The 19,530-nt window shown below is 70.4% G+C and carries 22 protein-coding genes; 9 read left to right on the top strand and 13 right to left on the bottom strand.

Features of this window, described 5'->3' with window-relative positions; genetic code table 11:
• The first annotated feature begins 171 nt into the window (after positions 1-171).
• Both IEZ04_RS17360 and IEZ04_RS17355 read left to right on the top strand, forming a co-directional pair.
• Positions 172-429 carry a GntR family transcriptional regulator gene (locus tag IEZ04_RS17360; protein ID WP_189217795.1) on the top strand — a complete coding sequence of 86 codons (258 nt, stop codon included), beginning with the start codon at positions 172-174 and terminating at the stop codon, positions 427-429.
• A 73-nt stretch (positions 430-502) separates the two neighbouring features.
• Entirely contained in the window at positions 503-1,393 is an 891-nt protein-coding gene (locus IEZ04_RS17355; RefSeq protein ID WP_189217794.1) for a Vgb family protein, read from the top strand.
• Between the two features lie 4 nt (positions 1,394-1,397).
• Here the strand turns inward: IEZ04_RS17355 and IEZ04_RS17350 are convergent, their stop codons facing one another.
• Both IEZ04_RS17350 and IEZ04_RS17345 read right to left on the bottom strand, forming a co-directional pair.
• Positions 1,398-1,940, bottom strand: a complete 543-nt coding sequence (locus IEZ04_RS17350; RefSeq protein ID WP_189217793.1) for a class I SAM-dependent DNA methyltransferase — start codon at positions 1,938-1,940, stop codon at positions 1,398-1,400.
• A gap of 77 nt (positions 1,941-2,017) precedes the next feature.
• Entirely contained in the window at positions 2,018-2,665 is a 648-nt protein-coding gene (locus IEZ04_RS17345) for a TetR/AcrR family transcriptional regulator (RefSeq protein ID WP_189217792.1), read from the bottom strand.
• A gap of 66 nt (positions 2,666-2,731) precedes the next feature.
• Between IEZ04_RS17345 and IEZ04_RS17340 the strand changes: the two genes are divergently transcribed.
• The 3 genes from IEZ04_RS17340 to IEZ04_RS17330 are packed head-to-tail and all read left to right on the top strand — an operon-like array spanning position 2,732 to position 5,033.
• On the top strand, positions 2,732-3,631 hold the full coding sequence (locus tag IEZ04_RS17340; protein ID WP_189217791.1) for an oxidoreductase: 900 nt from the start codon (positions 2,732-2,734) through the stop codon (positions 3,629-3,631).
• A 14-nt stretch (positions 3,632-3,645) separates the two neighbouring features.
• Positions 3,646-4,503, top strand: coding sequence for an SDR family NAD(P)-dependent oxidoreductase (locus IEZ04_RS17335; protein WP_229821095.1), 858 nt, complete (start codon positions 3,646-3,648; stop codon positions 4,501-4,503).
• Positions 4,504-4,556: 53 nt separating this feature from the next.
• The gene (locus IEZ04_RS17330) at positions 4,557-5,033 is read left to right on the top strand and encodes a nuclear transport factor 2 family protein (protein WP_189217790.1); all 477 of its coding nucleotides are present in this window, start codon (positions 4,557-4,559) and stop codon (positions 5,031-5,033) included.
• A gap of 34 nt (positions 5,034-5,067) precedes the next feature.
• On the opposite strand, the gene IEZ04_RS17325 is transcribed toward IEZ04_RS17330, so the two are convergent.
• Positions 5,068-5,364, bottom strand: coding sequence for a hypothetical protein (locus IEZ04_RS17325; protein WP_189217789.1), 297 nt, complete (start codon positions 5,362-5,364; stop codon positions 5,068-5,070).
• Complete coding sequence (locus IEZ04_RS17320) at positions 5,364-5,687, bottom strand: hypothetical protein (RefSeq protein ID WP_189217788.1); 324 nt, start codon at positions 5,685-5,687, stop codon at positions 5,364-5,366. The genes IEZ04_RS17325 and IEZ04_RS17320 overlap by 1 nt, the downstream gene beginning before the upstream one ends.
• A gap of 183 nt (positions 5,688-5,870) precedes the next feature.
• Here IEZ04_RS17320 and IEZ04_RS17315 point away from each other — a divergent pair, with 183 nt between their 5' ends.
• Entirely contained in the window at positions 5,871-6,131 is a 261-nt protein-coding gene (locus IEZ04_RS17315) for a winged helix-turn-helix domain-containing protein (protein ID WP_189217787.1), read from the top strand.
• Between the two features lie 6 nt (positions 6,132-6,137).
• On the opposite strand, the gene mqnP is transcribed toward IEZ04_RS17315, so the two are convergent.
• Both mqnP and IEZ04_RS17305 read right to left on the bottom strand, forming a co-directional pair.
• Positions 6,138-7,040 (bottom strand): menaquinone biosynthesis prenyltransferase MqnP, encoded by a 903-nt coding sequence (gene mqnP, locus IEZ04_RS17310; RefSeq protein WP_189217786.1) that lies wholly within the window; start codon positions 7,038-7,040, stop codon positions 6,138-6,140.
• The gene (locus tag IEZ04_RS17305) at positions 7,037-8,494 is read right to left on the bottom strand and encodes a menaquinone biosynthesis decarboxylase (protein WP_189217785.1); all 1,458 of its coding nucleotides are present in this window, start codon (positions 8,492-8,494) and stop codon (positions 7,037-7,039) included. The genes mqnP and IEZ04_RS17305 overlap by 4 nt, the downstream gene beginning before the upstream one ends.
• A gap of 102 nt (positions 8,495-8,596) precedes the next feature.
• Here IEZ04_RS17305 and IEZ04_RS17300 point away from each other — a divergent pair, with 102 nt between their 5' ends.
• Positions 8,597-8,992, top strand: coding sequence for a PLD nuclease N-terminal domain-containing protein (locus IEZ04_RS17300; protein WP_189217784.1), 396 nt, complete (start codon positions 8,597-8,599; stop codon positions 8,990-8,992).
• A gap of 124 nt (positions 8,993-9,116) precedes the next feature.
• Positions 9,117-10,106 carry an isopenicillin N synthase family dioxygenase gene (locus IEZ04_RS17295; protein ID WP_229821094.1) on the top strand — a complete coding sequence of 330 codons (990 nt, stop codon included), beginning with the start codon at positions 9,117-9,119 and terminating at the stop codon, positions 10,104-10,106.
• Positions 10,107-10,228: 122 nt separating this feature from the next.
• On the opposite strand, the gene ccsB is transcribed toward IEZ04_RS17295, so the two are convergent.
• The 7 genes from ccsB to hemL form a co-directional block, all read right to left on the bottom strand.
• Positions 10,229-11,341 carry a c-type cytochrome biogenesis protein CcsB gene (gene ccsB, locus IEZ04_RS17290; protein WP_189217782.1) on the bottom strand — a complete coding sequence of 371 codons (1,113 nt, stop codon included), beginning with the start codon at positions 11,339-11,341 and terminating at the stop codon, positions 10,229-10,231.
• The gene (gene resB / locus IEZ04_RS17285) at positions 11,338-13,068 is read right to left on the bottom strand and encodes a cytochrome c biogenesis protein ResB (RefSeq protein WP_189217781.1); all 1,731 of its coding nucleotides are present in this window, start codon (positions 13,066-13,068) and stop codon (positions 11,338-11,340) included. Before resB ends, ccsB begins: the two co-directional genes overlap by 4 nt.
• A 3-nt stretch (positions 13,069-13,071) precedes the next feature.
• Positions 13,072-13,845, bottom strand: coding sequence for a cytochrome c biogenesis CcdA family protein (locus IEZ04_RS17280; RefSeq protein ID WP_373296325.1), 774 nt, complete (start codon positions 13,843-13,845; stop codon positions 13,072-13,074).
• Position 13,846: 1 nt separating this feature from the next.
• Positions 13,847-14,497, bottom strand: a complete 651-nt coding sequence (locus IEZ04_RS17275) for a TlpA family protein disulfide reductase (RefSeq protein ID WP_189217780.1) — start codon at positions 14,495-14,497, stop codon at positions 13,847-13,849.
• A 64-nt stretch (positions 14,498-14,561) separates the two neighbouring features.
• On the bottom strand, positions 14,562-15,872 hold the full coding sequence (locus IEZ04_RS17270; protein WP_189217779.1) for a polysaccharide deacetylase family protein: 1,311 nt from the start codon (positions 15,870-15,872) through the stop codon (positions 14,562-14,564).
• A 289-nt stretch (positions 15,873-16,161) separates the two neighbouring features.
• The gene (locus IEZ04_RS17265) at positions 16,162-16,836 is read right to left on the bottom strand and encodes a histidine phosphatase family protein (protein WP_189217778.1); all 675 of its coding nucleotides are present in this window, start codon (positions 16,834-16,836) and stop codon (positions 16,162-16,164) included.
• On the bottom strand, positions 16,833-18,152 hold the full coding sequence (gene hemL / locus IEZ04_RS17260) for a glutamate-1-semialdehyde 2,1-aminomutase (RefSeq protein WP_189217777.1): 1,320 nt from the start codon (positions 18,150-18,152) through the stop codon (positions 16,833-16,835). Before hemL ends, IEZ04_RS17265 begins: the two co-directional genes overlap by 4 nt.
• 770 nt (positions 18,153-18,922) lie before the next feature.
• On the opposite strand from hemL, the gene IEZ04_RS34880 reads away from it, so the two are divergent.
• On the top strand, positions 18,923-19,483 hold the full coding sequence (locus tag IEZ04_RS34880; protein WP_229821093.1) for a hypothetical protein: 561 nt from the start codon (positions 18,923-18,925) through the stop codon (positions 19,481-19,483).
• Positions 19,484-19,530 lie beyond the last annotated feature (47 nt).

Below are 19,530 nucleotides of genomic sequence, written 5' to 3'. Positions count from 1 at the left end.
CCGTGCCCCGGGGCCCTGCCAGGCCGCCGGGGCTTTGTCGACGCCGAACGCACGCCGGGCTGTAGCCCAGTACATACAAGTGCAGAGGGAATCACTCGACCGTGTCACTCTCTGTACACCTATGTCGGACGCATGAGCGACACAGCGGGCAACAAGGCAGCCTTGGACCCAATGAGCGCGCGACCGCTCTACGTTCAGCTCGCCGACATAATCGCCGCGAAGATCAAGACCGGCCAGCTCTCACCGGACAGGCCAATTCCCTCGGAGAACCACCTGGCCGACGAGTACGGGGTAGCCCGGCTCACCGCACGGCGTACCGCCCAGGAGCTCCGCGAGCGAGGACTCATCGCCACCGTGAGGGGCAAGGGTTCGTTCGTCGTGGAGCAACTGCCGGCCGACGCGCGCGAGAAGGACGAGACCGCCGACTGACGAAAAGCAGTTGTCCTCGCTGCTCCTTCGCGGCAGGGTGCGGTGACCGCCCCCTCCCACCCAAGGAGTCGCCGTGCAGCATTCCGAGGTGCCGGTCGTCACGGAGATCGCCGTGGCGGACGACGGCGCCGGACCGTACGGCATCGCGACCGGCCCCGACGGCGCCCTGTGGATCACCCTGGTGCACAGTGGCCGTATCGCACGCCTCACCCTGGACGGCGAGGTCACGGAGTACCCGCTGGACGCGCCCACGTGCGGGCCCACGGTCATCACCCCCGGGCCGGACGGGGCCCTGTGGTTCACCCGGTACCAGGACCACCGGATCGGCCGGATCACCACGGCGGGCGAGGCGGCGGCCTTCGACGTCCCGACGCCCGGCAGCGGCCCCTACGGCATCACCGCCGGTCCGGACGGTGCGGTGTGGTTCACCGAGATGAACACCGACCGGATCGGCCGCGTCACCGGCGAGGGGGAGATCACCGAGTTCGAGCTGCCCGTCACGGGCGCCTTCCCCTCGGCGATCGTCACGGGCCCCGACGGCGCCCTGTGGTTCACCCTCAACCAGGCGAACGCGATCGGCCGCATGACCGTCGACGGTGACACCGCCCTGTACCCGCTGCCCACCCCCGGCGCCGCCCCCGTGGGCATCACCAGCGACGGCACCGCCCTGTGGTTCGTCGAGATCGCGGCGGGGCAGGTCGGCAGGATCTCGGTGGACGGCGCGGTCGAGGAGTTCCCGCTCCCCGACCGCACGGCCAAGCCCCACGCCGTCGTCGCGACCGGGCCCGGGAACTGCTGGTTCACCGAGTGGGGAGCCAACCGCATCGGTCGCATCACCGTGAACGGCGACGTCACCGAGTACGACCTGCCGACCCCGTCGTCCGAACCGCACGGCATCACCGTGGGCCCGGACGGCGCTGTCCACGCCGCGCTGGAGGTGGGAGCGGTAGCGCGAGTCTCGTAGGCCCTCAGGGCCTGCGGTGTACGGACACGGCGTACTCACCGCCCGCGTAGGACTCCCGGGACCAGGTCGCGAACCTGGCCTCGGGGACGAGCCCCGCCGCACCGCACTGCGCGTCGTAGTCGTCCAGCGCGTATCCACGGTCCAGGGAGAAGCCCGCCACGAGCCGGCCTCCCGGCCGGACGTGCTTCGCCACTCCCGCCACGAGGTCCGGTTCCGTGCCCGGCGGGGTGAACAGGGGGACGTTGCCCGCCATCACCACGACGTCGAACGACATTCCCAGATCGAGGCCGACCAGGTCGCGACGGTGCCAGGGGATGCCGGGGGCCAGGCGCCGGGCGGTGTCGAGCATCGACCCGTCGACGTCCACCCCCACCACGGCGATCCCGTGCCGGGCCAGCTCGATCGCGACCCGGCCGGTCCCGCACCCCGCGTCGAGGACGGTGGCGGGCCGGAAGGAGCGCACCAGCGCGGCCTCACCGTGCACGTCCCCGCCCTCGGCGGCGATGCGGTCGAACCGGGCCTGGTAGTCCTCGCCGTTCCACACCATGCGGAGACTGTGTCACATGCGCCGCGACGGCCCGGCTCGGCACCGAGGACACCTGGTGAACAGTGACACTGAAACGATCAGTCAGAGGTGTCGGCAGCCGCGTGGTCTTCGCCGTGGCGCACGGGGGCGGCTCCGCGCAGGAACTGTGACACCGCGTCCTGGACGAGCCCGTCAAGCCGCTCCGGGCCGACCAACCCGCTGTTGACCATGGCCGTGATGCCCAGGGCGGTGGCGTAGAGGATGAGTCCCACGTCCTCGCAGTCCCCCTCCGCCAGCATTCCCTGGGCCTGCCCCTCCTCCATCAGTTCGATGATCTGGCCGAACGCGGCTGCGGCGGCCTCCGTGACCGAGGGCGCGCCCGGGTGGTGCTTGCTCGAGTTCATCAGGTCGTTCAGTGCGGCGTTCTCCGTCGCGAAGCGGGCATAGGCCGTCACGGCGGCGCGCAGGCGTGCGGCGAGATCGCTGCCATCGCCGGCCTCTGCCACGGCGGCGCGCAGTGCCGCGCCCAGGCGGAGGAACCCCGACTCCGCGAGAGCGCTGAGCAGCGCGCGACGGTCCGCGAAGTGCCGTCGCGGCGCGGCGTGACTGACGCCGACCTCTCGCGCCAGGTCTCGCAGTGACAGTTGATCGGCCCCGTGTGTCTGCAGTCTGCGCTCGGCGGCACGGAGGAGTTCACTGCGGAGGTCCCCGTGGTGGTAGGGCCGCTGCTCAGCGAGTTCAGGCATGGGTCCCAGCCTACTCACGCCAATGTTTACGTTGACTACAATGTTGTCAGTGACTACTCTTCACCCATGCTTCGTTCTCCCGCCGCGGGCATCCCGCACATGGCGAACCGAACCGTCGTCGTCACCGGCGCGAACAGCGGAATCGGCCGCGTCACCGCCCGTGTGTTCGCCGAGCGGGGCGCGCGGGTCGTCCTGGCCGTACGCGACCCGGCCAAGGGCGAGGCCGCCGCCGCGACGATGAAGGGCGAGGTCGAGGTCCGAGCGCTCGACCTCGCCGACCTCTCCTCGATCCGCGCCTTCGCCCACGACTTCCCCGGCCCCATCGACCTACTGATCAACAACGCCGGCCTGTCCCTCGGACCACTGGCCCGGACCGCCGATGGTTTCGAACTGCAGTTCGGCACCAATCACCTGGGCCATTTCGCACTCACGAACCTGCTCCTGCCGCGCATCAGGGAGCGGGTCGTCACCGTGGCCTCCCTCGGACACCGCATCGGCACCATCGACTTCTCCGACCTGCAATGGGAACGCAAGCCCTACCGGCCCAACACCGCCTACACGCAGTCCAAGCTCGCCAATCTGCTTTTCGCCGCCGAACTCCAGCGGCGACTCACCGCCGCAGGATCAGACGTCGTTTCGACAGCCGCGCATCCAGGAATCTCGGCCACCAGCCTGATGAGGGCGGAAGAGAAGCCGTCCCTGGGATTCCGCGTCGAGAAGTTCCTCACGGGCCTCGTCGCGCAGAGCGCGGAGGACGGGGCCCTTCCCACCCTGTACGCCGCCACCGCGGACATACCCGGCGGCAGTTACGCGGGGCCGGGACGACTCTGGGGCATGCGCGGCGCACCGAAACTGGTCGGACGCGCGGCCAGGGCACGCGATACCCGCACGGCACGCCGATTGTGGACGGTCTCGGAAGACCTGACCGGCGTCACCTTCCCCTTCCACGCCGCGAACGTCTCCTGAAAGGACCGCCGACTGTGCCCCCCGCGCAGAAGAACGAGCTCATCGTCGTCTCCGGGGCCTCGACAGGCATCGGGGCCGCGACGGCCCTCAAGCTCGCCTCGATGGGATATCACGTCCTGGCCGGAGTACGCACCGACAGCGAGGCCGATGCCATCCGGACCGAGAACATCGACCCGGTCACCCTCGACATCACCGTGCCCGAGCACGTCGAAGCCCTCGCTCAGCGGATCACCGACGACCGCGAGCGACGACCGCTGCGTGCTCTGGTCAACAACGCCGGCATCGAGATCAACGCACCCGTCGAGGTCCTTCCCCTGCCCCTGTGGCGCGAGCAGTTCGAGACCAACCTGTTCGGGCACATCGCCGTCATCCAGAGGCTCCTGCCGTCCCTGCGACAGAGCCGAGGCAGGATCGTCAACATCAGTTCGGTGGGAGGGGAAGCCGCGCTTCCCCTCTTCGGTGCGTACGCGGGAACGAAGTCCGCACTCGAAGCAGCCAGCGACTCACTGCGCAGAGAGGTCACCCGGCAGGGCATCCAGGTGGTGGTCGTCCAGCCCGGCGGCGTCAAGACGGACATGGCCGCCCACAGCGGAGGCATCTCGCTCGAACTGGCCGCCGGAATGAGCACCGAGCACCAGCGCCTCTACAGCGATCTCATCGAAACGACAGTGGCCACGAACACGGCGTTCCTCGAACGCGCCGTAACGGCCGAGAAGGCCGGAGAGAAAATCGCCGAAGTGACCACCACGGCCCGCCCGCGCACCCGATACACGCTCGGCAAGGACGCCGCGTTCGTCATTCCGCTCGCCCGCCATCTGCCCGACCGGCTGATGGACAGGATTCTCGCGGTAAGCCACAGGTCCCGTAAATGAACGCACGTATGCACGCAGACCCGACACCGACAATCCGCCGCGAAGGATCTCCCATGACCACATCCACCGACCGGGCCGAGCTGATCGAACTGATGGGCCTGTACGCCGACATCGCGGACCTGCGGGAGTTCACCGCACTCCCCCACCAGGTCTACGCGGACCCCGTGACGCTGGACTTCGCGTCAGTCATCGGCCTGCCACCGATGACTGTACCGCTCGCCGAGTACCTGCCGGTGCTCCGCGGAGCCTTCGCGTCTTTCAAGGCCACCCACCACTCCATCACCGGCCACGTCATCGACATCGACACCGACCGCGCGACGATCCACGCGCACGTTCGCGCCGAGCACTGGGTCCCGGACGGCCTGGCGGACAGGGGTGCCGATCGCTGGCTGGTCGTCGGCTTCTACGACAACGAAGCGATCCGGACGGCGGACGGCTGGCGCCTCAGCAGCGTGAAGCTCACCGCCCACCATCAGGAGAACGCGCACCTGTCGAGCCCCACGCCGGAAGCAGGCCGCACCAGCATCTGAGGCTCACCCACCACACGCAGTCGCGGTCGGGCGATCAGCTCTCCGCGCCCGGCGGAGCAGGAAGGCGCAGCCCGCGGGAGTCTGCGACGCGCAGGACGTCGGCGAGGCATTCGCTGAGCCGGATCGCCGTGTACTGCAATTCGGCGTACGGGGACATGGGGTCGTCCAGCACCTGGCGGGCGCGCCCGAGGGCTTCCACACCTGCTGTCAGCTGCCGGGCCTCTGTCGCGTCGGCGAGACGGGAGAGGTACCCGCCGTCACGGTCGGTGGAGAGGTAGCAGGGTTTGCCCTCGGGGGAGCTCCAGGGCAGGAGGCGGAGCGTGGCGTCCATTACGCGGCCGCCTCGCCCATACCGACCAGATGACGGTCGAGGTCGATCCCGAAGTCGGCGGCGAGCACGAGGGCGACACGGCGGCGCCGCTGCCGGGCGCACTCCTGTTCGTGGGCGGCGAGGTAGGGGCGGACGAGTCGGCTTTCGGTGCCGTCGAGGGGGTGGTCGAGGCCGTGGGGGGAGCGGTGGGCGGGGAGGGGTGAATGCTGTGCGGGGGCGGAGGGCAGGGGGTGCGGCTGCCGGGCGCCCGCGCGGTGCCTCCCGGCTCCCGGGGCGAGCACGAGGCTCAGCCTGTGGGCGGTTCGGCGGATAAGGTTGCGCACGTCGACGCTCCTTCGAAGCGTTGGCCGTGCCCCGGGAGGCCTGGACCGCCTCGCCGGGGCTTTGTCGTAAGCGACCATACCGACAACTGCGTACCACCGCGACCCACTACAACGACCGCGTACGTACGCGGTAGTCTGCGCCCCGCCCGTGCCGAGCGCGTGCATGTGCGTCACCTTGGAAACATGAGTGAGCTGCCGCGCTACGAGTACGTGAAGCTTGCGGATGCCATCGCCGACGACATCGCGTCCGGAAAACTGCCGCAAGGAGCTGCGCTGCCGGGTGAGCGAGCCATGACGCAGTTGCACGGCGTGGGCCTCGGAACCGTGCGCCGCGCCATCGTCGAACTTCGCAAACGAGGACTCGTCGCGACCCTGCCCGCGAAGGGCACCTACGTCATCGGGGCGCCCGATGCACACACGGACGCCCCGGAGAACAACAACTAGGAAGACCTACGGAGTAAGCCCCCGCACCAGCAGATCCAGCAGTGCACAAACGAACAGCGCGATGCCGATGAAGCCGTTGACGCTGAAGAACGCCCGGTTCAGGCGGGACAGGTCGTTCGGGCGGACGATCGTGTGCTCGTAGACGAAGGCGCCCGCCACTATGACCAGGCCCAGCCAGAAGAACACGCCCGCGCCGGTGGCCAGCGCGAACCAGACGAACAGGGCCGTGGTGATCGTGTGGCAGACGCGGGCGCCCCAGATCGCCGCCGGTATGCCGAAGCGCGCCGGGACCGACTTCACGCCTATCTCTCGGTCGGTCTCCACGTCCTGGCAGGCGTAGATCAGGTCGAAGCCGCCGATCCAGACGCCGACCGCGAGGCCGAGGATCACCGCCTCCCAGGACCATTCGCCGGTGATGGCGAGCCAGCCGCCGACCGGGCCCATGGCCTGGGCGAGGCCGAGGATGGCCTGCGGGAAGTTCGTGAACCGCTTGCCGTAGGGGTAGACCACCATCGGGATCACCGCGACGGGGGCCAGGGCCAGGCAGAGCGGGTTCAGCAGCGCGGCCGCGGCGAGGAAGACGACGAGGGCGACGAGCGCGCCCGTCCAGGCGTGCCGTACCGACATGGCGCCCGTGACCAGTTCGCGGTGGGCCGTGCGCGGGTTCCGCGCGTCGATCTCGCGGTCGATGATCCGGTTGGCGGCCATGGCGAAGGTGCGCAGACCGACCATCGCGACGGTCACGAGGAGCAGCTCGACCCAGTGGACGCTCTCGTCCACCTCGAACATGGCCGTCAGTGCCGCGATGTACGCGAACGGGAGCGCGAACACCGAGTGCTCGATCATGACCAGGCGCAGGAACGCCTTCGTGCGCCCCGGCTGGGGCAGGGCGGCGGATGCCGAGGTCACAGGCCGTACTCCTTCCAGCGCCGGTCCACGAGGGACGCCGTCCCCGGGTCCGACACCACCATCTCGGGCCAGCCCCCGTCACGCGTGTAGCCCTCCTCGGGCCACTTGCGGGTGGCGTCGATGCCCGCCTTGCCGCCCCAGAACTGCTGGTAGGAGGCATGGTCGAGGTGGTCGACCGGGCCCTCGACCACGGTCAGGTCACGGGCGTAGTCCGTGTTGCCGAGCGCCCGCCAGGCCACCTCGTGCAGGTCGTGGACGTCGCAGTCGGAGTCCACGACGACGATGAGCTTGGTCAGCGACATCATGTGGGCGCCCCAGATGGCGTGCATCACCTTCTGGGCGTGCTTCGGGTACTTCTTGTCGATCGAGACGATCGCGCAGTTGTGGAAGCCGCCGGCCTCGGGCAGGTGGTAGTCCACGATGTCCGGGACGATGATTTTGAGGAGCGGGCGGAAGAACCGCTCCGTCGCCCGTCCCAGCGGACCGTCCTCCGTCGGGGGCCGGCCGACCACGATCGACTGCAGCAGCGGGCGCTTCCGCATGGTGATGCAGTCGATCCTGAGGGCCGGGAAGGGCTCCTGCGGGGTGTAGAAGCCCGTGTGGTCGCCGAAGGGGCCCTCGGGGAGCATGTCCCCCGGCTCCAGCCAGCCCTCCAGGACGACCTCGGCGTTGGCGGGGACCTGGAGCGGGACCGTCTTGCAGTCCACCATCTCGATCCGCCTGCCCGCGAGGAAGCCGGCGAAGAGGTACTCGTCGATGTCGCCGGGGAGCGGGGCGGTGGAGGCGTACGTCACGGCGGGCGGGCAGCCGAAGGCGATCGCGACCGGGAGCCGCTCGCCCCGGCGCGCGGCGACCTGGTAGTGGTTCCGGCTGTCCTTGTGGATCTGCCAGTGCATGCCGATGGTGCGCTTGTCGTGGCGCTGGAGGCGGTAGAGGCCGAGGTTGCGGACGCCCGACTCGGGGTCCTTGGTGTGGGTCAGGCCGAGGTTGAAGAAGGAGCCGCCGTCCTCGGGCCAGGTGAACAGGGCGGGGAGCCGCTCCAGGTCCACGTCGTCGCCCTGCAGGACGACCTCCTGCACCGGGGCGTCGTCGGCCTTGACCTTCTTCGGCGGTACGTGGGTCATCGAGCCGAGCTTCCCGAAGGCCTCGCGCACCCCGACGAACCCGTTCGGCAGCTCCGGCTTGAGCAGCCCGCCGATCTTGTCGCCGATGTCCTCGTACGACTTCAGGCCGAGCGCCTTCAGCAGCCGCCGGTCGGTGCCGTAGACGTTCATGGCGAGCGGCATGTCCGACCCGCGCACGTTTTCGAAGAGGAGCGCGGGGCCGCCGGCCTTGTTGACCCGGTCGGTGATCTCGCCGATCTCCAGGTGGGGATCGACCTCCACCTTGACGCGCTTGAGGTCGCCTTCCCGATCGAGGGCCCGGAGGAACGAGCGAAGATCGTCATAAGCCATGCGTTCCAGTATCCGGTACGCACTACTCTGGACCTGTCACCGGGGGGCCGGACCGCCGCCCGCCCCGGGCCTCCGACCGTGACCGTGCAAGGGGACCGACACATGCTCCGGGTGCTGATGATCCTGGTGCCGCTGGCACTGAGCGTCTACGCGTTCATCGACTGCATCACCACGGAGGAGAAGGACGTCAAGCACATCCCCAAGCCTCTGTGGGCCATCCTCATCCTGCTGTTCCCGCTGGTGGGCTCCATCTCCTGGCTGATCGTCGGCCGAGACCGCACCGGCGCGACCGGCCGCATCGGCGGTGGCCCGTCGCGCCGGTCCCGTGGCGGCTGGGTCGCACCCGACGACAACCCCGAGTTCCTCAGGTCGCTGGGTGGCGACGAGCGGAAGAAGGACGGGGACGGGGACGGGCCCAAGGCCGGGAACGACCGGAACCAGGCGGAGGACAGGGACAAGGAAAAGGACGAGGACAAGAAGGACGACCCCCGGGACTGAGCCGCCTGAGCCGCGCGGGGAGCGACGCATGAAGTCACTCCCGCCGCATGCGTGGCCTCACGCGCCCGTCGTCGTGACGCCGCGCGCCGTTGCTCCGGCACACCCCGCCGGGGACAGTGGGGACGTGACCCCACGCGCACGCGGACCCCGCATCCCGACCGTCGACCTCGTCCCCTGGCTGACCGGCGACGCCGATGCCCGCGCCGAGATCGCCCGCACCGTCGACGACGCCCTGCAGACCGCCGGCTTCCTGCTGGTGACCGGCCACGGCGTGGATCCGGGGCTGCGGGCCCGCATCCGCGCCGCCGCCCGCGTCTTCTTCGCCCTGCCCACCGAGGTCAAGCAGGCGTACTCGGCGAAGGTCGGCGGCCGGGGCTGGCTCGGGCCGGACGCGGAGGCCGCCGGCTACGCGGAGGGCACCGAGACCCCGCCCGACCTCAAGGAGTCGCTGACCTTCGCCACGCACGAGCCGTTCGACGACCCCGCCGTCAACGCGGAGTGGTACGCGCCGAACGTCTGGCCCGCGGAGGTGCCCGAGCTCCGGGAGCCGTGCGAGGAGTACCTGGCCCGCATGGTGGAGCTGGAGAACCACCTGCTGTCCCTGCTGGGCGAGGCGCTCGGGCTGGAGCCGGACTTCTTCACCCGCCACATGAGCCACCCGACGTACGGCTTCAACATCAACTGGTACCCGGGGCGGGAGCTGACCGGCGAGCCGCAGCCCGGCCAGTTCCGCATCGGCCCGCACACCGACTTCGGCACGGTGACGATCCTGGACCGGCAGACCGGCAAGGGCGGGCTCCAGGTGTTCACGGACCCCGCGGACGGCGGTACCGGCTGGGAGGACGCCCCGTACGACCCGGACGCCCTCACCGTCAACCTCGGCGACCTGATGGCCCGGTGGACGGGCGACCGCTGGCGGTCCGGGCGCCACCGCGTCCTGCCCCCGCCGGCCGACGCGCCCGCCGAGGAGCTGATGTCCCTGGTCTACTTCGGGGAGTGCACACCGGGCACGCGGGTCGAGTCCGTGCCCGCCCCGGTCGGGCGGGTGGCGTACGAGCCGGTGGACTCGCACGTGTACCTGCGCGGGAAGCTGGACGCGATCGCGGTCGGCTGACGGCCCGGACCGCTCGCGGGCCGACACGGGAGGCGGCCGGCCGATCGTACCGACCGGCGGCACGGCGAAGGCCGGTGTCCGTGACCTGGGTCACGGACACCGGCCTCCGGGCGGCCGCCGGGTCAGACTCCCGAGTAGGAGTGCTTGCCCGAGACGAAGATGTTGACGCCGTAGTAGTTGAACAGCCAGCAGCCGAGCGCGATGAGCGCGATGTACGCGGCCTTGCGGCCCTTCCAGCCGGCCGTGGCGCGGGCGTGCAGGTAGCCGGCGTAGGCGACCCAGGTGATGAAGGACCAGGTCTCCTTGGGGTCCCAGCCCCAGTACCGGCCCCAGGCGTCGCCCGCCCAGATGGCGCCCGCGATGATCGTGAACGTGTACAGCGGGAAGACGGCGGCGTTGACGCGGTAGGCGAACTTGTCGAGGGAGGCCGAGGCGGGCAGCCGTTCCATCACCGACGTCGCGAACCGGCCGGGGGTGCCGCCGTTCAGCAGCTTGCTCTCGTAGCTGTCCTTGAACAGGTACAGGACCGTGCCCATGCCTCCCACGTAGAACACCGCGCCACAGAAGATCGCGGTCGAGACGTGGATGTAGAGCCAGTACGAGTGGAGCGCGGGGACCAGCTGGTCGCTGTCGGTGTACAGGACGGTCACGGCCAGACCGAGGTCGAGCAGGACCGTGGTGACCAGGGGCAGGCCGAGCCAGCGGACGTTCTTCTTCAGCGCCAGCAGCGCCAGGTACACGCCGACGGCGACGGTGGAGAAGGTGATGTTGAACTCGTACATGTTGCCCCACGGCGCCCGCTGCACCGACAGGGCGCGCGTGAGCACACCGCCGAACTGGAGGAGGAAGGCCAGCACGGTGAGGGACACGGCGATACGGCCCCAGAGGTCGCCCTTCTCCGTGCCGCCGTGCGCGCCGGGCCCGTCCGGCACGTCACGGGCGCCGGCCGCGGCCCGGACGACCACCTTGGGCCGCTCCAGCACGGCGGTGGAGCCGCCCTGTTTGACGGTGACCGCGGGCGCGTCCGCCCTCTTCACGTCGGCGGTGAGCGCGGCGGCCGTACGGCCCACCTTGCTGCGGCTGCCGAGGAGCCACTCCGCGATGTACGCGAAGAAGGCCAGCGTGAGGACGGCCATCGCGGAGTAGATCAGCACATTGCTGATCTGTGCGAGGTTCTCGTTGGTCGCGGCGGCCAGGTCGGTCGCGGCGGCCGGGTCGGTGGCGGCGAGGGTCACTGCTTGTCAGCCCCTTCGGCATCGGTGGGGTCGGCGTCGGCGTCGGAAGGGTCGGGTACGGGGTCGGGCGCGGACGGTGCCGCGTCGTGGACCAGTGCCGCGAGGTCGCCCAGCTCCTCCGGCAGCTTGGCGGACTCGCTGCGGCCGAGTCCCGCCATCTCGACGACCGTGACGCCGTCGGCGCCCCGCACGGCCCGGACCCACACGCGGCGGCGCTGGATGAACAGGGAGGCGGCGAGGCCCGCGATCGCCGCGACGGCCCCGGCGAGCGCCCAGCCGCTGCCGGGCTGCTCGGTGATCTGGAAGCCGGCCCACTCCTTGACCTCCCGCTCGAAGGTGATCGAGCCGGCGCCGTCCGGGAGCTCCATGGTCTGGCCGGGCGCGAGCCGCTCGGTGAGCAGCTCGCCGTCGGAGTCCTTGAACTCCGTCAGCTTGTCGGTGTCGAGCTGGTAGACGTTCTGCGCGATGCCCGAGTCCACGCCGAGGTCGCCGTGGTACGCGCTGAGCGCGAGGCGCGGGTTCAGCAGCGCGGGGAACTGGGACAGCATGGTGCCCTGGCCCTCGCCCGCGAAGGTCGGCACGAAGAACGCGTTGAAGCCGAGCTGCTCGCGCTTGCCGTCGGCGTTGCGGTAGCCGTCCAGGACCTTGATGGCTCCGGAGGAGGTCACGTTGCTGTCCTGCGGCAGCAGCGGCACGGCGCCCTTGTAGACGACCTCGCCCTTGCCGTCCCGTACGGTGACGACGGGCGCGTACCCGTGGCTGACCAGGTAGACCTTGGAGTCGCCGATCTTCAGCGGCTCGTTGACCTCGATGGTCCGCTGCTGCTCCCTGCCGTCGGCGCCGACGCTGTACGTCACGTCCGCCTCGAACGTGCGCGGAGTGCCCCGGTTCGGTCCGCTCGGCTCGTAGGTGCCCTTGAAGTCCTTCAGATCGAAGCTGAAGGGCTCCAGGTCGTGGTCGACCGAGAACAGGTTGCCGGACTTGAAGTCGTCGTACTGGGTGATCGTGTTGGCGAAGCCGTCGCCCTCGACGATCAGCTTGTTGCCCTCGGACTTGTACAGCTGGCCCCAGGCGAAGGCGATCAGCATCACGATCAGCGAGAGGTGGAAGACGAGGTTGCCCGCCTCGCGCAGGTAGCCCTTCTCGGCGGCGACCGCGTCATCCGCCACATGGGCGCGGTAGCGGCGCCCGCCGAGCACCTTCAGCGCGGCCTCGCGCACCTGCTCCGGCTCGGCCGCGGTGCGCCAGGTGGTGTACGCGGGCAGCCGGGTCAGCCGCTTCGGGGCGCCCGGCGGGCGGCTGCGCAGCTGGCCGACGAACTGCCAGGTGCGCGGCACGATGCAGCCGATGAGCGAGATGAACAGCAGGATGTAGATCGCCGAGAACCACACCGAGCTGTAGACGTGGAACAAGCCGAGCTTGTCGTAGATCGGCCCGAGGGTCTCGTGCCGGTCCATGAAGGCGGCGACCTTGGTCTCGTCCTGTCCCGACTGCGGGATCAGCGAGCCCGGGATCGCCGCGAGGGACAGCAGGAAGAGCAGGAGCAGCGCGATCCGCATGGAGGTCAGCTGCCGCCAGAACCAGCGGACCCAGCCGATGACGCCCAGCGAGGGCAGGTTCGGCATCTCCTCGCGGGGCGCGGTGGAGAGCTGGGAACCGGCGGCGCCGAGGTCGTCGGTGGACGCCTCGGTCTCCTTGCCGGTCCTGTCGGTGTCAGTGGTACTCATGGATCAGATCCCCACCGTGAAGCCGTTCGACCAGACCTGCATCTCCTGCACGAGGCGGTCCCACGCCCCGGTCAGCAGGAGCAGGCCGGTCGCGATCATCATGACGCCCCCGATGCGCAGCACCCACACGTAGTGCCGCTTGACCCAGCCGAACGCGCCGAGCGCCTTGCGCAGGGCGACCGCGGTGAGGACGAAGGGCACGCCCAGGCCCAGACAGTACGCGACGGTCAGCAGCGCGCCGCGACCGGCACTCGCCTCGCTGGAGGAGAGTGCCAGGACGGAGGCGAGGGTCGGACCGATACAGGGCGTCCAGCCGATCCCGAACAGCGCGCCGAGCAGGGGCGCGCCGACCAGTCCGGCCGCGGGCTTTCTGTGGAAGCGGAACTCCCGCTGGGTGAGCCAGGGCATCAGGCCCATGAAGAAGACGCCCAGCAGGATCATGAAGACGCCGAGCACCTTGGACAGGACGGCCTGGTGCTCCTGGAGCGTCGAGCCGAAGTAGCCGAACAGCGCCCCGCCGGAGACGAACACGGCGGTGAAGCCGAGCACGAAGAGGGACGCGCCGAGGGTCATCCGCCCGCGCCGGGCCTCGGCCAGGTCGGTGCCGGTGACCCCGGTGACGTACGACAGGTAACCGGGGACGAGCGGCAGCACGCACGGGGAGAAGAAGGAGACGAGGCCGCCGAGCAGGGCGATCGGCAGGGCGAGCAGCAGGGCGCCGCTCATCACCGTCTGGTTCTGGTCCGTGAGCGCGGCCAGCGTGGACACTCCGGTCACGTCACTTCTCCGCGAGGACCGGCTCGATCATCTTGCGCAGCTTGGACTCGCTCAGCGCCTGGAGGGAGCGCGCGGCGACCTTGCCGTCGCGGTCGATGACCAGCGTGGAGGGGATCGCCTGCGGGTTGAGCGTGCCCTTCTCGAAGCGCAGCATCAGCTTGCCGGTCGGGTCGTACAGGCTCGGGAAGGTGACCTCGTACTCCTTCTCGAAGGCGATCGCCGGGCCGGTGCTGGTGTCGCGGGTGTTGATGCCGACGAACTGCACGCCCTGGTCGGCGAGGTCCTCGGAGACGGTGACGAGGTTGGGGGCCTCGGCGCGGCACGGCGCGCACCAGGAGCCCCACACGTTGAGGACGACGACCTTGCCCTTGTACTCCGAGAAGACGTCGAGCTGCTCGCCCTCCAGGGTCTGCCCGGAGAGGTCGGGGGCGGCGGTGCGCTCGCCCTTCTTCACCGTGGCGATGCCCTCGGAGCTGGTGACGAAGCCGGTGCCGCCGCCACCCCCCGAGGTCCCGCCGGAGCTGCACGCGGAGACGGCCAGCGCCAGCACGGCGGCCCCGGCCGCGAGCAGGGCGGCGCGGCCGCGGCGCGTACGGGTCACACGGGTGCGGTTCTCGCGCTGCGGAGCGCGGGCACTGCTGGCGGCACTCATGTGAAAAGTTTCGCATGCCCGTTTAGGGGATCTTCCGCACCCCCCTCGGGACGGGGACCTTTCCCTACGCCGTCTTCCCCCCGTCTTCCGCGGACCCGCTCCCGCCCCCGGCCCGCCGGTCACCGGCGTCCGCGAGGAACCGCTTCCAGCCACCGGCGGGCCGCTCCCCCACCCCCAGCGACCGCAGCTCCGCCAGTACGTCCTCGCGCTGGACGTCGAGCCAGTCCGTGAACTGCCGGAACGACACCATCCGTATGTCCCCGCCCCTGTCCCGCTCCCGGGCGATGTGCTGGAGCGCCTCCTCCACGGCGTCCATGTAGATGCCGCCGTTCCACTCCTCGAAGTGATTGCCGACGAAGAAGGGCGCGCGGTTCGTCTCGTACGCCCGCCGGAAGCCGGCGATGTAGGCCTCGGTGGCCTGCTCGCGCCAGGCCGGATAGTTGGCGGGCGGGGCCTTGGTGGCGTTCAGGGACTGGTTGGCCAGCATGTTGTAGTCCATCGAGAGCACTTCGAAGGAGCGCCCGGGGAACGGTATGGCCTGCAGCGGAAGGTCCCACACCCCTTCCTTCCTGTCCGGCCACACCTGGAGCCCGCCGGGTGAGGAGGCGTCGTACCGCCAGCCCAGCTCGCGCGCCGTCGGCAGCAGGTTCTCCTGCCCGAGGAGGCACGGGGTGCGGCCGCCGACGAGTTCGCGGTCGTAGTCGAAGGGCAGCGGGTCGAGGTCGTGGAAGCCCGTGTTCGTGCGCCACTCCTTCACGAACGACTTGGCCTGGTCTATCTCGCTGCGCCACTGCCCCGGCGTCCAGTGGGCGACCGAACCGTGGCCCTCGCCGCAGAAGTGGCCGTTGAAGTGGGTGCCTATCTCGTGGCCGTCGAGCCAGGCCCGGCGCAGGTGCTCCAGCGTCGTCCTGATGTGGTCGTCGGTGAGGTAGCCGATGTCGGAGGCGCCGGGCGCGTTGTTCGGCGGCCGGTACACGCGCTTCTTCGACTCGGGCAGCAGGTACAGCCCGGACAGGAAGAACGTCATGTGGGCGCCGTGTTCCCGGGCCGCCTTCAGGAAGCGCGGGAACAGGCCGTTGCCGACGTCTCCGGCGCCGTCCCAGGAGAACACCACGAACTGCGGCGGCGTCTCGCCGGGCTCCAGTGGCCGGGGCTTCTCCGGCTGGTGGGGCTGGGGCCCCGTGTCGGCGGTGGAGCCGTCCCCGATCGGCTTCGCGCCGACTTCGGGCGGCGCGGGCTCGGAACCCTGGACGTCGCCCTTCCCACCTGGCTGGTGCCACCGGTCCCGTACGGCGGTGCCGCAGCCGGCGAGCCCCAGCGCGGTGACGGCACCCGCTCCGAACCCCAGCATCCCCCTACGGCTGATGTGACGCATCGCATCCCCCTTGGTCGCACGACGTCCCTCGTGGCCGAGAGACACCGTGTGAGAGGGCGTCACGAGGGGCGGAGTTCCGCCAGTGCGGGGATTATTTCCCGATCTTTACCGAGAAACGCTTCGATGCCGCTTGTGTACGCTTTGTTACTACGCGTACGCCGGGGGCGTGGCCGTATGGACGCTGACAGGGGGGCACGCGCCCCTCCAAGGAGCGCGGGGCGCGGGGAACTGCGCGAGCGACCACGAACGAACAACCCGCAGCCGCCGCACCACACCAGGCACCGAGCTCTCAGGCGCCGAAAGCCTTGCCTTCCCCCTTCACCCGCTTCGCCCCCGCCAGCAGATGCGCGGGCACCAGATCGCGCGCCGGCTCGCTGTACCCCACGGACACGATCTTGTCGTCCTGGTACGTGAACGTCGTCAGCGACGCGAGCGTGCACTGCCGCCGGCGCGGGTCGTGCCACAGCCGACGGCGCTCGACGTGCGACCGCACGATCCAGATCGGGAGCTGATGACTGACCAGCACGGCCTCGTGCCCCCGCGCCGCGTCCTTGGCCGCGTCCAGCGCGGCCAGCATCCGTATCACCTGCTCGGCGTACGGCTCGCCCCAGGACGGGCGGAACGGGTTGGTCAGGTGCCGCCAGTTCCCGGGGCGCCGCAGCGCGCCGTCGCCGACCCCGAAGGTCTTGCCCTGGAAGACGTTGTCGGCCTCGATCAGCCGCTCGTCGGTCGCCAGGTCCAGACCGTGCGCCTTGGCGATCGGGGTCGCCGTCTCCTGCGCGCGCTCCAGCGGGGACGCCACGACGTGCGTGACGTCTCTGGAGGACAGGTGCTCGGCGACCCGGTCGGCCATGCGGCGCCCGAGGTCGGAGAGGTGGTAACCGGGGAGCCGGCCGTAGAGGATGCCGTCGGGGTTGGCGACCTCGCCGTGCCGCATCAGGTGGACGACGGTGATGTCACTCATGCTGCCGTGGCCTCCGCCGCCGCTCGGGCCGCCGCCGGGAGGGCGTCGGCGATCCGCTGGACGGCCTGCTCGTCGTGGGCGGTGGACACGAACCACACCTCGAACGCCGACGGCGGCAGGTAGACGCCCTGCGACAGCATCGAGTGGAAGAAGGCGTTGAAGCGGAAGGTGTCCTGCGCCTTGGCGTCCTCGTAGTTCCGCACCGGGCGGTCGGTGAAGAAGACGGAGAACATGTTCGAGGCGGTCTGGAGGGTGTGCGCCACGCCCTCCTTGGTGAGCGCCTCGGAGACCAGCGCCTGGATCTGCTCCGACACGGCGCCCAGCTTGGCGTACGCGGCGTCGTCGAGCAGCCGGAGCTGGGCCAGCCCGGCGGCGGTGGCGACCGGGTTCCCGGAGAGCGTGCCCGCCTGGTAGACGGGGCCGGCGGGCGCGAGGTGGGCCATCACGTCGGCCCGGCCGCCGAAGGCCGCGGCCGGGAAGCCGCCGCCCATCACCTTGCCGAAGGTCATCAGGTCGGGGCGCACGCCGTCGACCCCGTACCACCCGGCCCGGCTGGTCCGGAAGCCGGTCATGACCTCGTCGGAGATGTAGAGCGCGCCGTTCTCGGCGCACAGGTCCGCGAGGCCCTGGTTGAAGCCGGGCAGCGGCGGCACGACGCCCATGTTGCCGGGCGAGGCCTCGGTGATGACGCAGGCGATCTCGCCGGGGTGGGCGGCGAAGGCGGCGCGCACGGCGTCGAGGTCGTTGTACGGCAGCACGATGGTGTCGCCGGCCTGGGCGCCGGTGACGCCCGGGGTGTCCGGCAGCCCGAAGGTCGCGACACCGCTCCCGGCCGACGCGAGCAGCGCGTCGACGTGCCCGTGGTAGCAGCCGGCGAACTTGATCACCTTGGCCCGCCGGGTGAAGCCGCGGGCCAGCCGGATGGCGGACATGGTGGCCTCGGTGCCGCTGGAGACGAGCCGCACCCGCTCGAGCGGCTCGACGCGGGCGACCATCTCCTCGGCGAGCGCGACCTCGCCCTCCGCGGGCGTACCGAACGAGGTGCCGCGTGCGACGGCCTCCTGCACGGCGGCGACGACCTCGGGGTGGGAGTGCCCGAGGATCATGGGCCCCCACGAACACACGAGGTCGATGTACTCGCGCCCGTCGGCGTCGGTCAGCCGGGGGCCGGCACCGGACACCATGAAACGGGGCGTACCGCCCACGGCGCCGAAGGCGCGTACCGGAGAGTTCACGCCGCCGGGCGTGACGGCCGCCGCGCGCTCGAAGAGATTCTGCGAAACTGGGGCATCGAACGGATAGCTCACACAAGCCATGGTGTCAGAGGCTCGGAGAATCCCGCGGACTGGTGTTTCCACGCACGTTTCGGCGTGCGGCCGCGGGGGAGGTCAACTGACACGATGATCGGGTTGCGCGGCGGGGGCCACGCGTCCCAGAACAGCAGTCGGGTGGAGATATGCATCGCGGTGGCGGACGGGGCGAGGGGACCGATGACCTCGGTCCCCGGCGTGCCCGGCGGGGAAGGCACCGGCGCGAAGCGGAGGAATCGACCGAGACACGAGGCGAGGCGCGCCATGGATCGCCGGGTCCCCAGAACGCACCGGGCCCCCACACCCCACCGACCCCCGCAAGCCCCCAGGGCTCCACAAGCTCACAGGGCCTCGCTGGACCGCAGGGTCTCACCAACGCGCGGGGCCTCACAGACCCGCAGGGTTCCACCGGCCCGCGAGCTGGTTCCACTGGTCCCCAAGGTGATGTCGCGGGCCCGCAGAGTCCGTCGGCCGCACAGAGCCCTCCGGTCCCCCAGCACCCCACGGTTCCCCGGAACCCGTTGCCTCCACGGAATGACTCGGCTCCACAGCACCAGCACCAGCACCCGTCGGCCTCACCGGGCCCGGCGGCCCCGCAGGGCCCCGTGGTTCCTCAGGGCCCCGTCAGTCCTGTCACTCCGCCCCTTCACCCCGCTCCGCGGCAGCAGGAGTTCCCCGGTCGCCTCCCCGATCCCGAGCGGATCGACCCCGGGCGGGCCGCTTCTGAGCGAATCGACCGTGCGGGCCGTATGGACGGTATGGACCGTATGGATCGCATGGATCAGCCCCGCAGGAGGAGCCGCGCCAACCGGAAGGGCCGGGCGGAGCACGTGGACCGCATCGACCCGGTGGACCGCGCCCTCGACCGGCTGCGGACAGGGAGCGGGAGTGGTGGCCGGGTGGGGGTGACGTACAAGTACTTCGGCGCACCGGACGGCGCGACGGCGGCCCGCGTCCCGATCTCGATGCGGCCCGAGGAACTCGGCGGCGACGAGCTCGGCATGAACGGCATGTTCACCAAGATCAAGCCGGAGACGATGGCGGCCATGGTGCTGACCGGCATCGAGGGCGTACCGCTGCACAGGGTGCCCCCGCTGGAACTGGTGGTCCTCCACCCCGACTACGCGGTGGTGAAGCTGCCCATGACGGTCGTCGACCCGCTGCGCGGCATCGGCGAGGAGGCGGTCGGCGCGGCGGCCTTCATCTGGTCCACGGTCCCGGACCGCGGCGGCCCCCGGGACGCGTTCAACGTGTACCAACTGCTGCACGAGTGGCAGGACTTCAGCCACCGGCTGCACGAGGCGGGGCACCAGCCGTACTGCCTGGTCTGGCCGTAGGCCCGGTCGTCGTCGTTTCGGTACCGGGCGATCTGGGTACCCGGCGG

Origin of the sequence: Streptomyces ruber (assembly GCF_014648075.1) — a bacterium.
GTDB classification, from domain to species: domain Bacteria; phylum Actinomycetota; class Actinomycetes; order Streptomycetales; family Streptomycetaceae; genus Streptomyces; species Streptomyces ruber.
Note: the sequence above shows the minus strand (reverse complement) of the source record. Positions and strands in the feature narration are given on the sequence as shown.

Coding starts and splice junctions, on each gene's coding strand:
- IEZ04_RS17330 (WP_189217790.1), top strand. CDS start 4,557: ATGACCACATCCACCGACCGGGCCGAGCTGATCGAACTGATGGGCCTG.
- IEZ04_RS17350 (WP_189217793.1), bottom strand. CDS start 1,940: ATGGTGTGGAACGGCGAGGACTACCAGGCCCGGTTCGACCGCATCGCC.
- IEZ04_RS34880 (WP_229821093.1), top strand. CDS start 18,923: ATGGATCAGCCCCGCAGGAGGAGCCGCGCCAACCGGAAGGGCCGGGCG.
- IEZ04_RS17300 (WP_189217784.1), top strand. CDS start 8,597: ATGCTCCGGGTGCTGATGATCCTGGTGCCGCTGGCACTGAGCGTCTAC.
- IEZ04_RS17270 (WP_189217779.1), bottom strand. CDS start 15,872: ATGCGTCACATCAGCCGTAGGGGGATGCTGGGGTTCGGAGCGGGTGCC.
- IEZ04_RS17275 (WP_189217780.1), bottom strand. CDS start 14,497: ATGAGTGCCGCCAGCAGTGCCCGCGCTCCGCAGCGCGAGAACCGCACC.
- IEZ04_RS17325 (WP_189217789.1), bottom strand. CDS start 5,364: ATGGACGCCACGCTCCGCCTCCTGCCCTGGAGCTCCCCCGAGGGCAAA.
- IEZ04_RS17345 (WP_189217792.1), bottom strand. CDS start 2,665: ATGCCTGAACTCGCTGAGCAGCGGCCCTACCACCACGGGGACCTCCGC.
- resB (WP_189217781.1), bottom strand. CDS start 13,068: ATGAGTACCACTGACACCGACAGGACCGGCAAGGAGACCGAGGCGTCC.
- IEZ04_RS17315 (WP_189217787.1), top strand. CDS start 5,871: ATGAGTGAGCTGCCGCGCTACGAGTACGTGAAGCTTGCGGATGCCATC.
- IEZ04_RS17340 (WP_189217791.1), top strand. CDS start 2,732: ATGCTTCGTTCTCCCGCCGCGGGCATCCCGCACATGGCGAACCGAACC.
- IEZ04_RS17265 (WP_189217778.1), bottom strand. CDS start 16,836: ATGAGTGACATCACCGTCGTCCACCTGATGCGGCACGGCGAGGTCGCC.
- hemL (WP_189217777.1), bottom strand. CDS start 18,152: ATGGCTTGTGTGAGCTATCCGTTCGATGCCCCAGTTTCGCAGAATCTC.
- IEZ04_RS17360 (WP_189217795.1), top strand. CDS start 172: ATGAGCGCGCGACCGCTCTACGTTCAGCTCGCCGACATAATCGCCGCG.
- IEZ04_RS17305 (WP_189217785.1), bottom strand. CDS start 8,494: ATGGCTTATGACGATCTTCGCTCGTTCCTCCGGGCCCTCGATCGGGAA.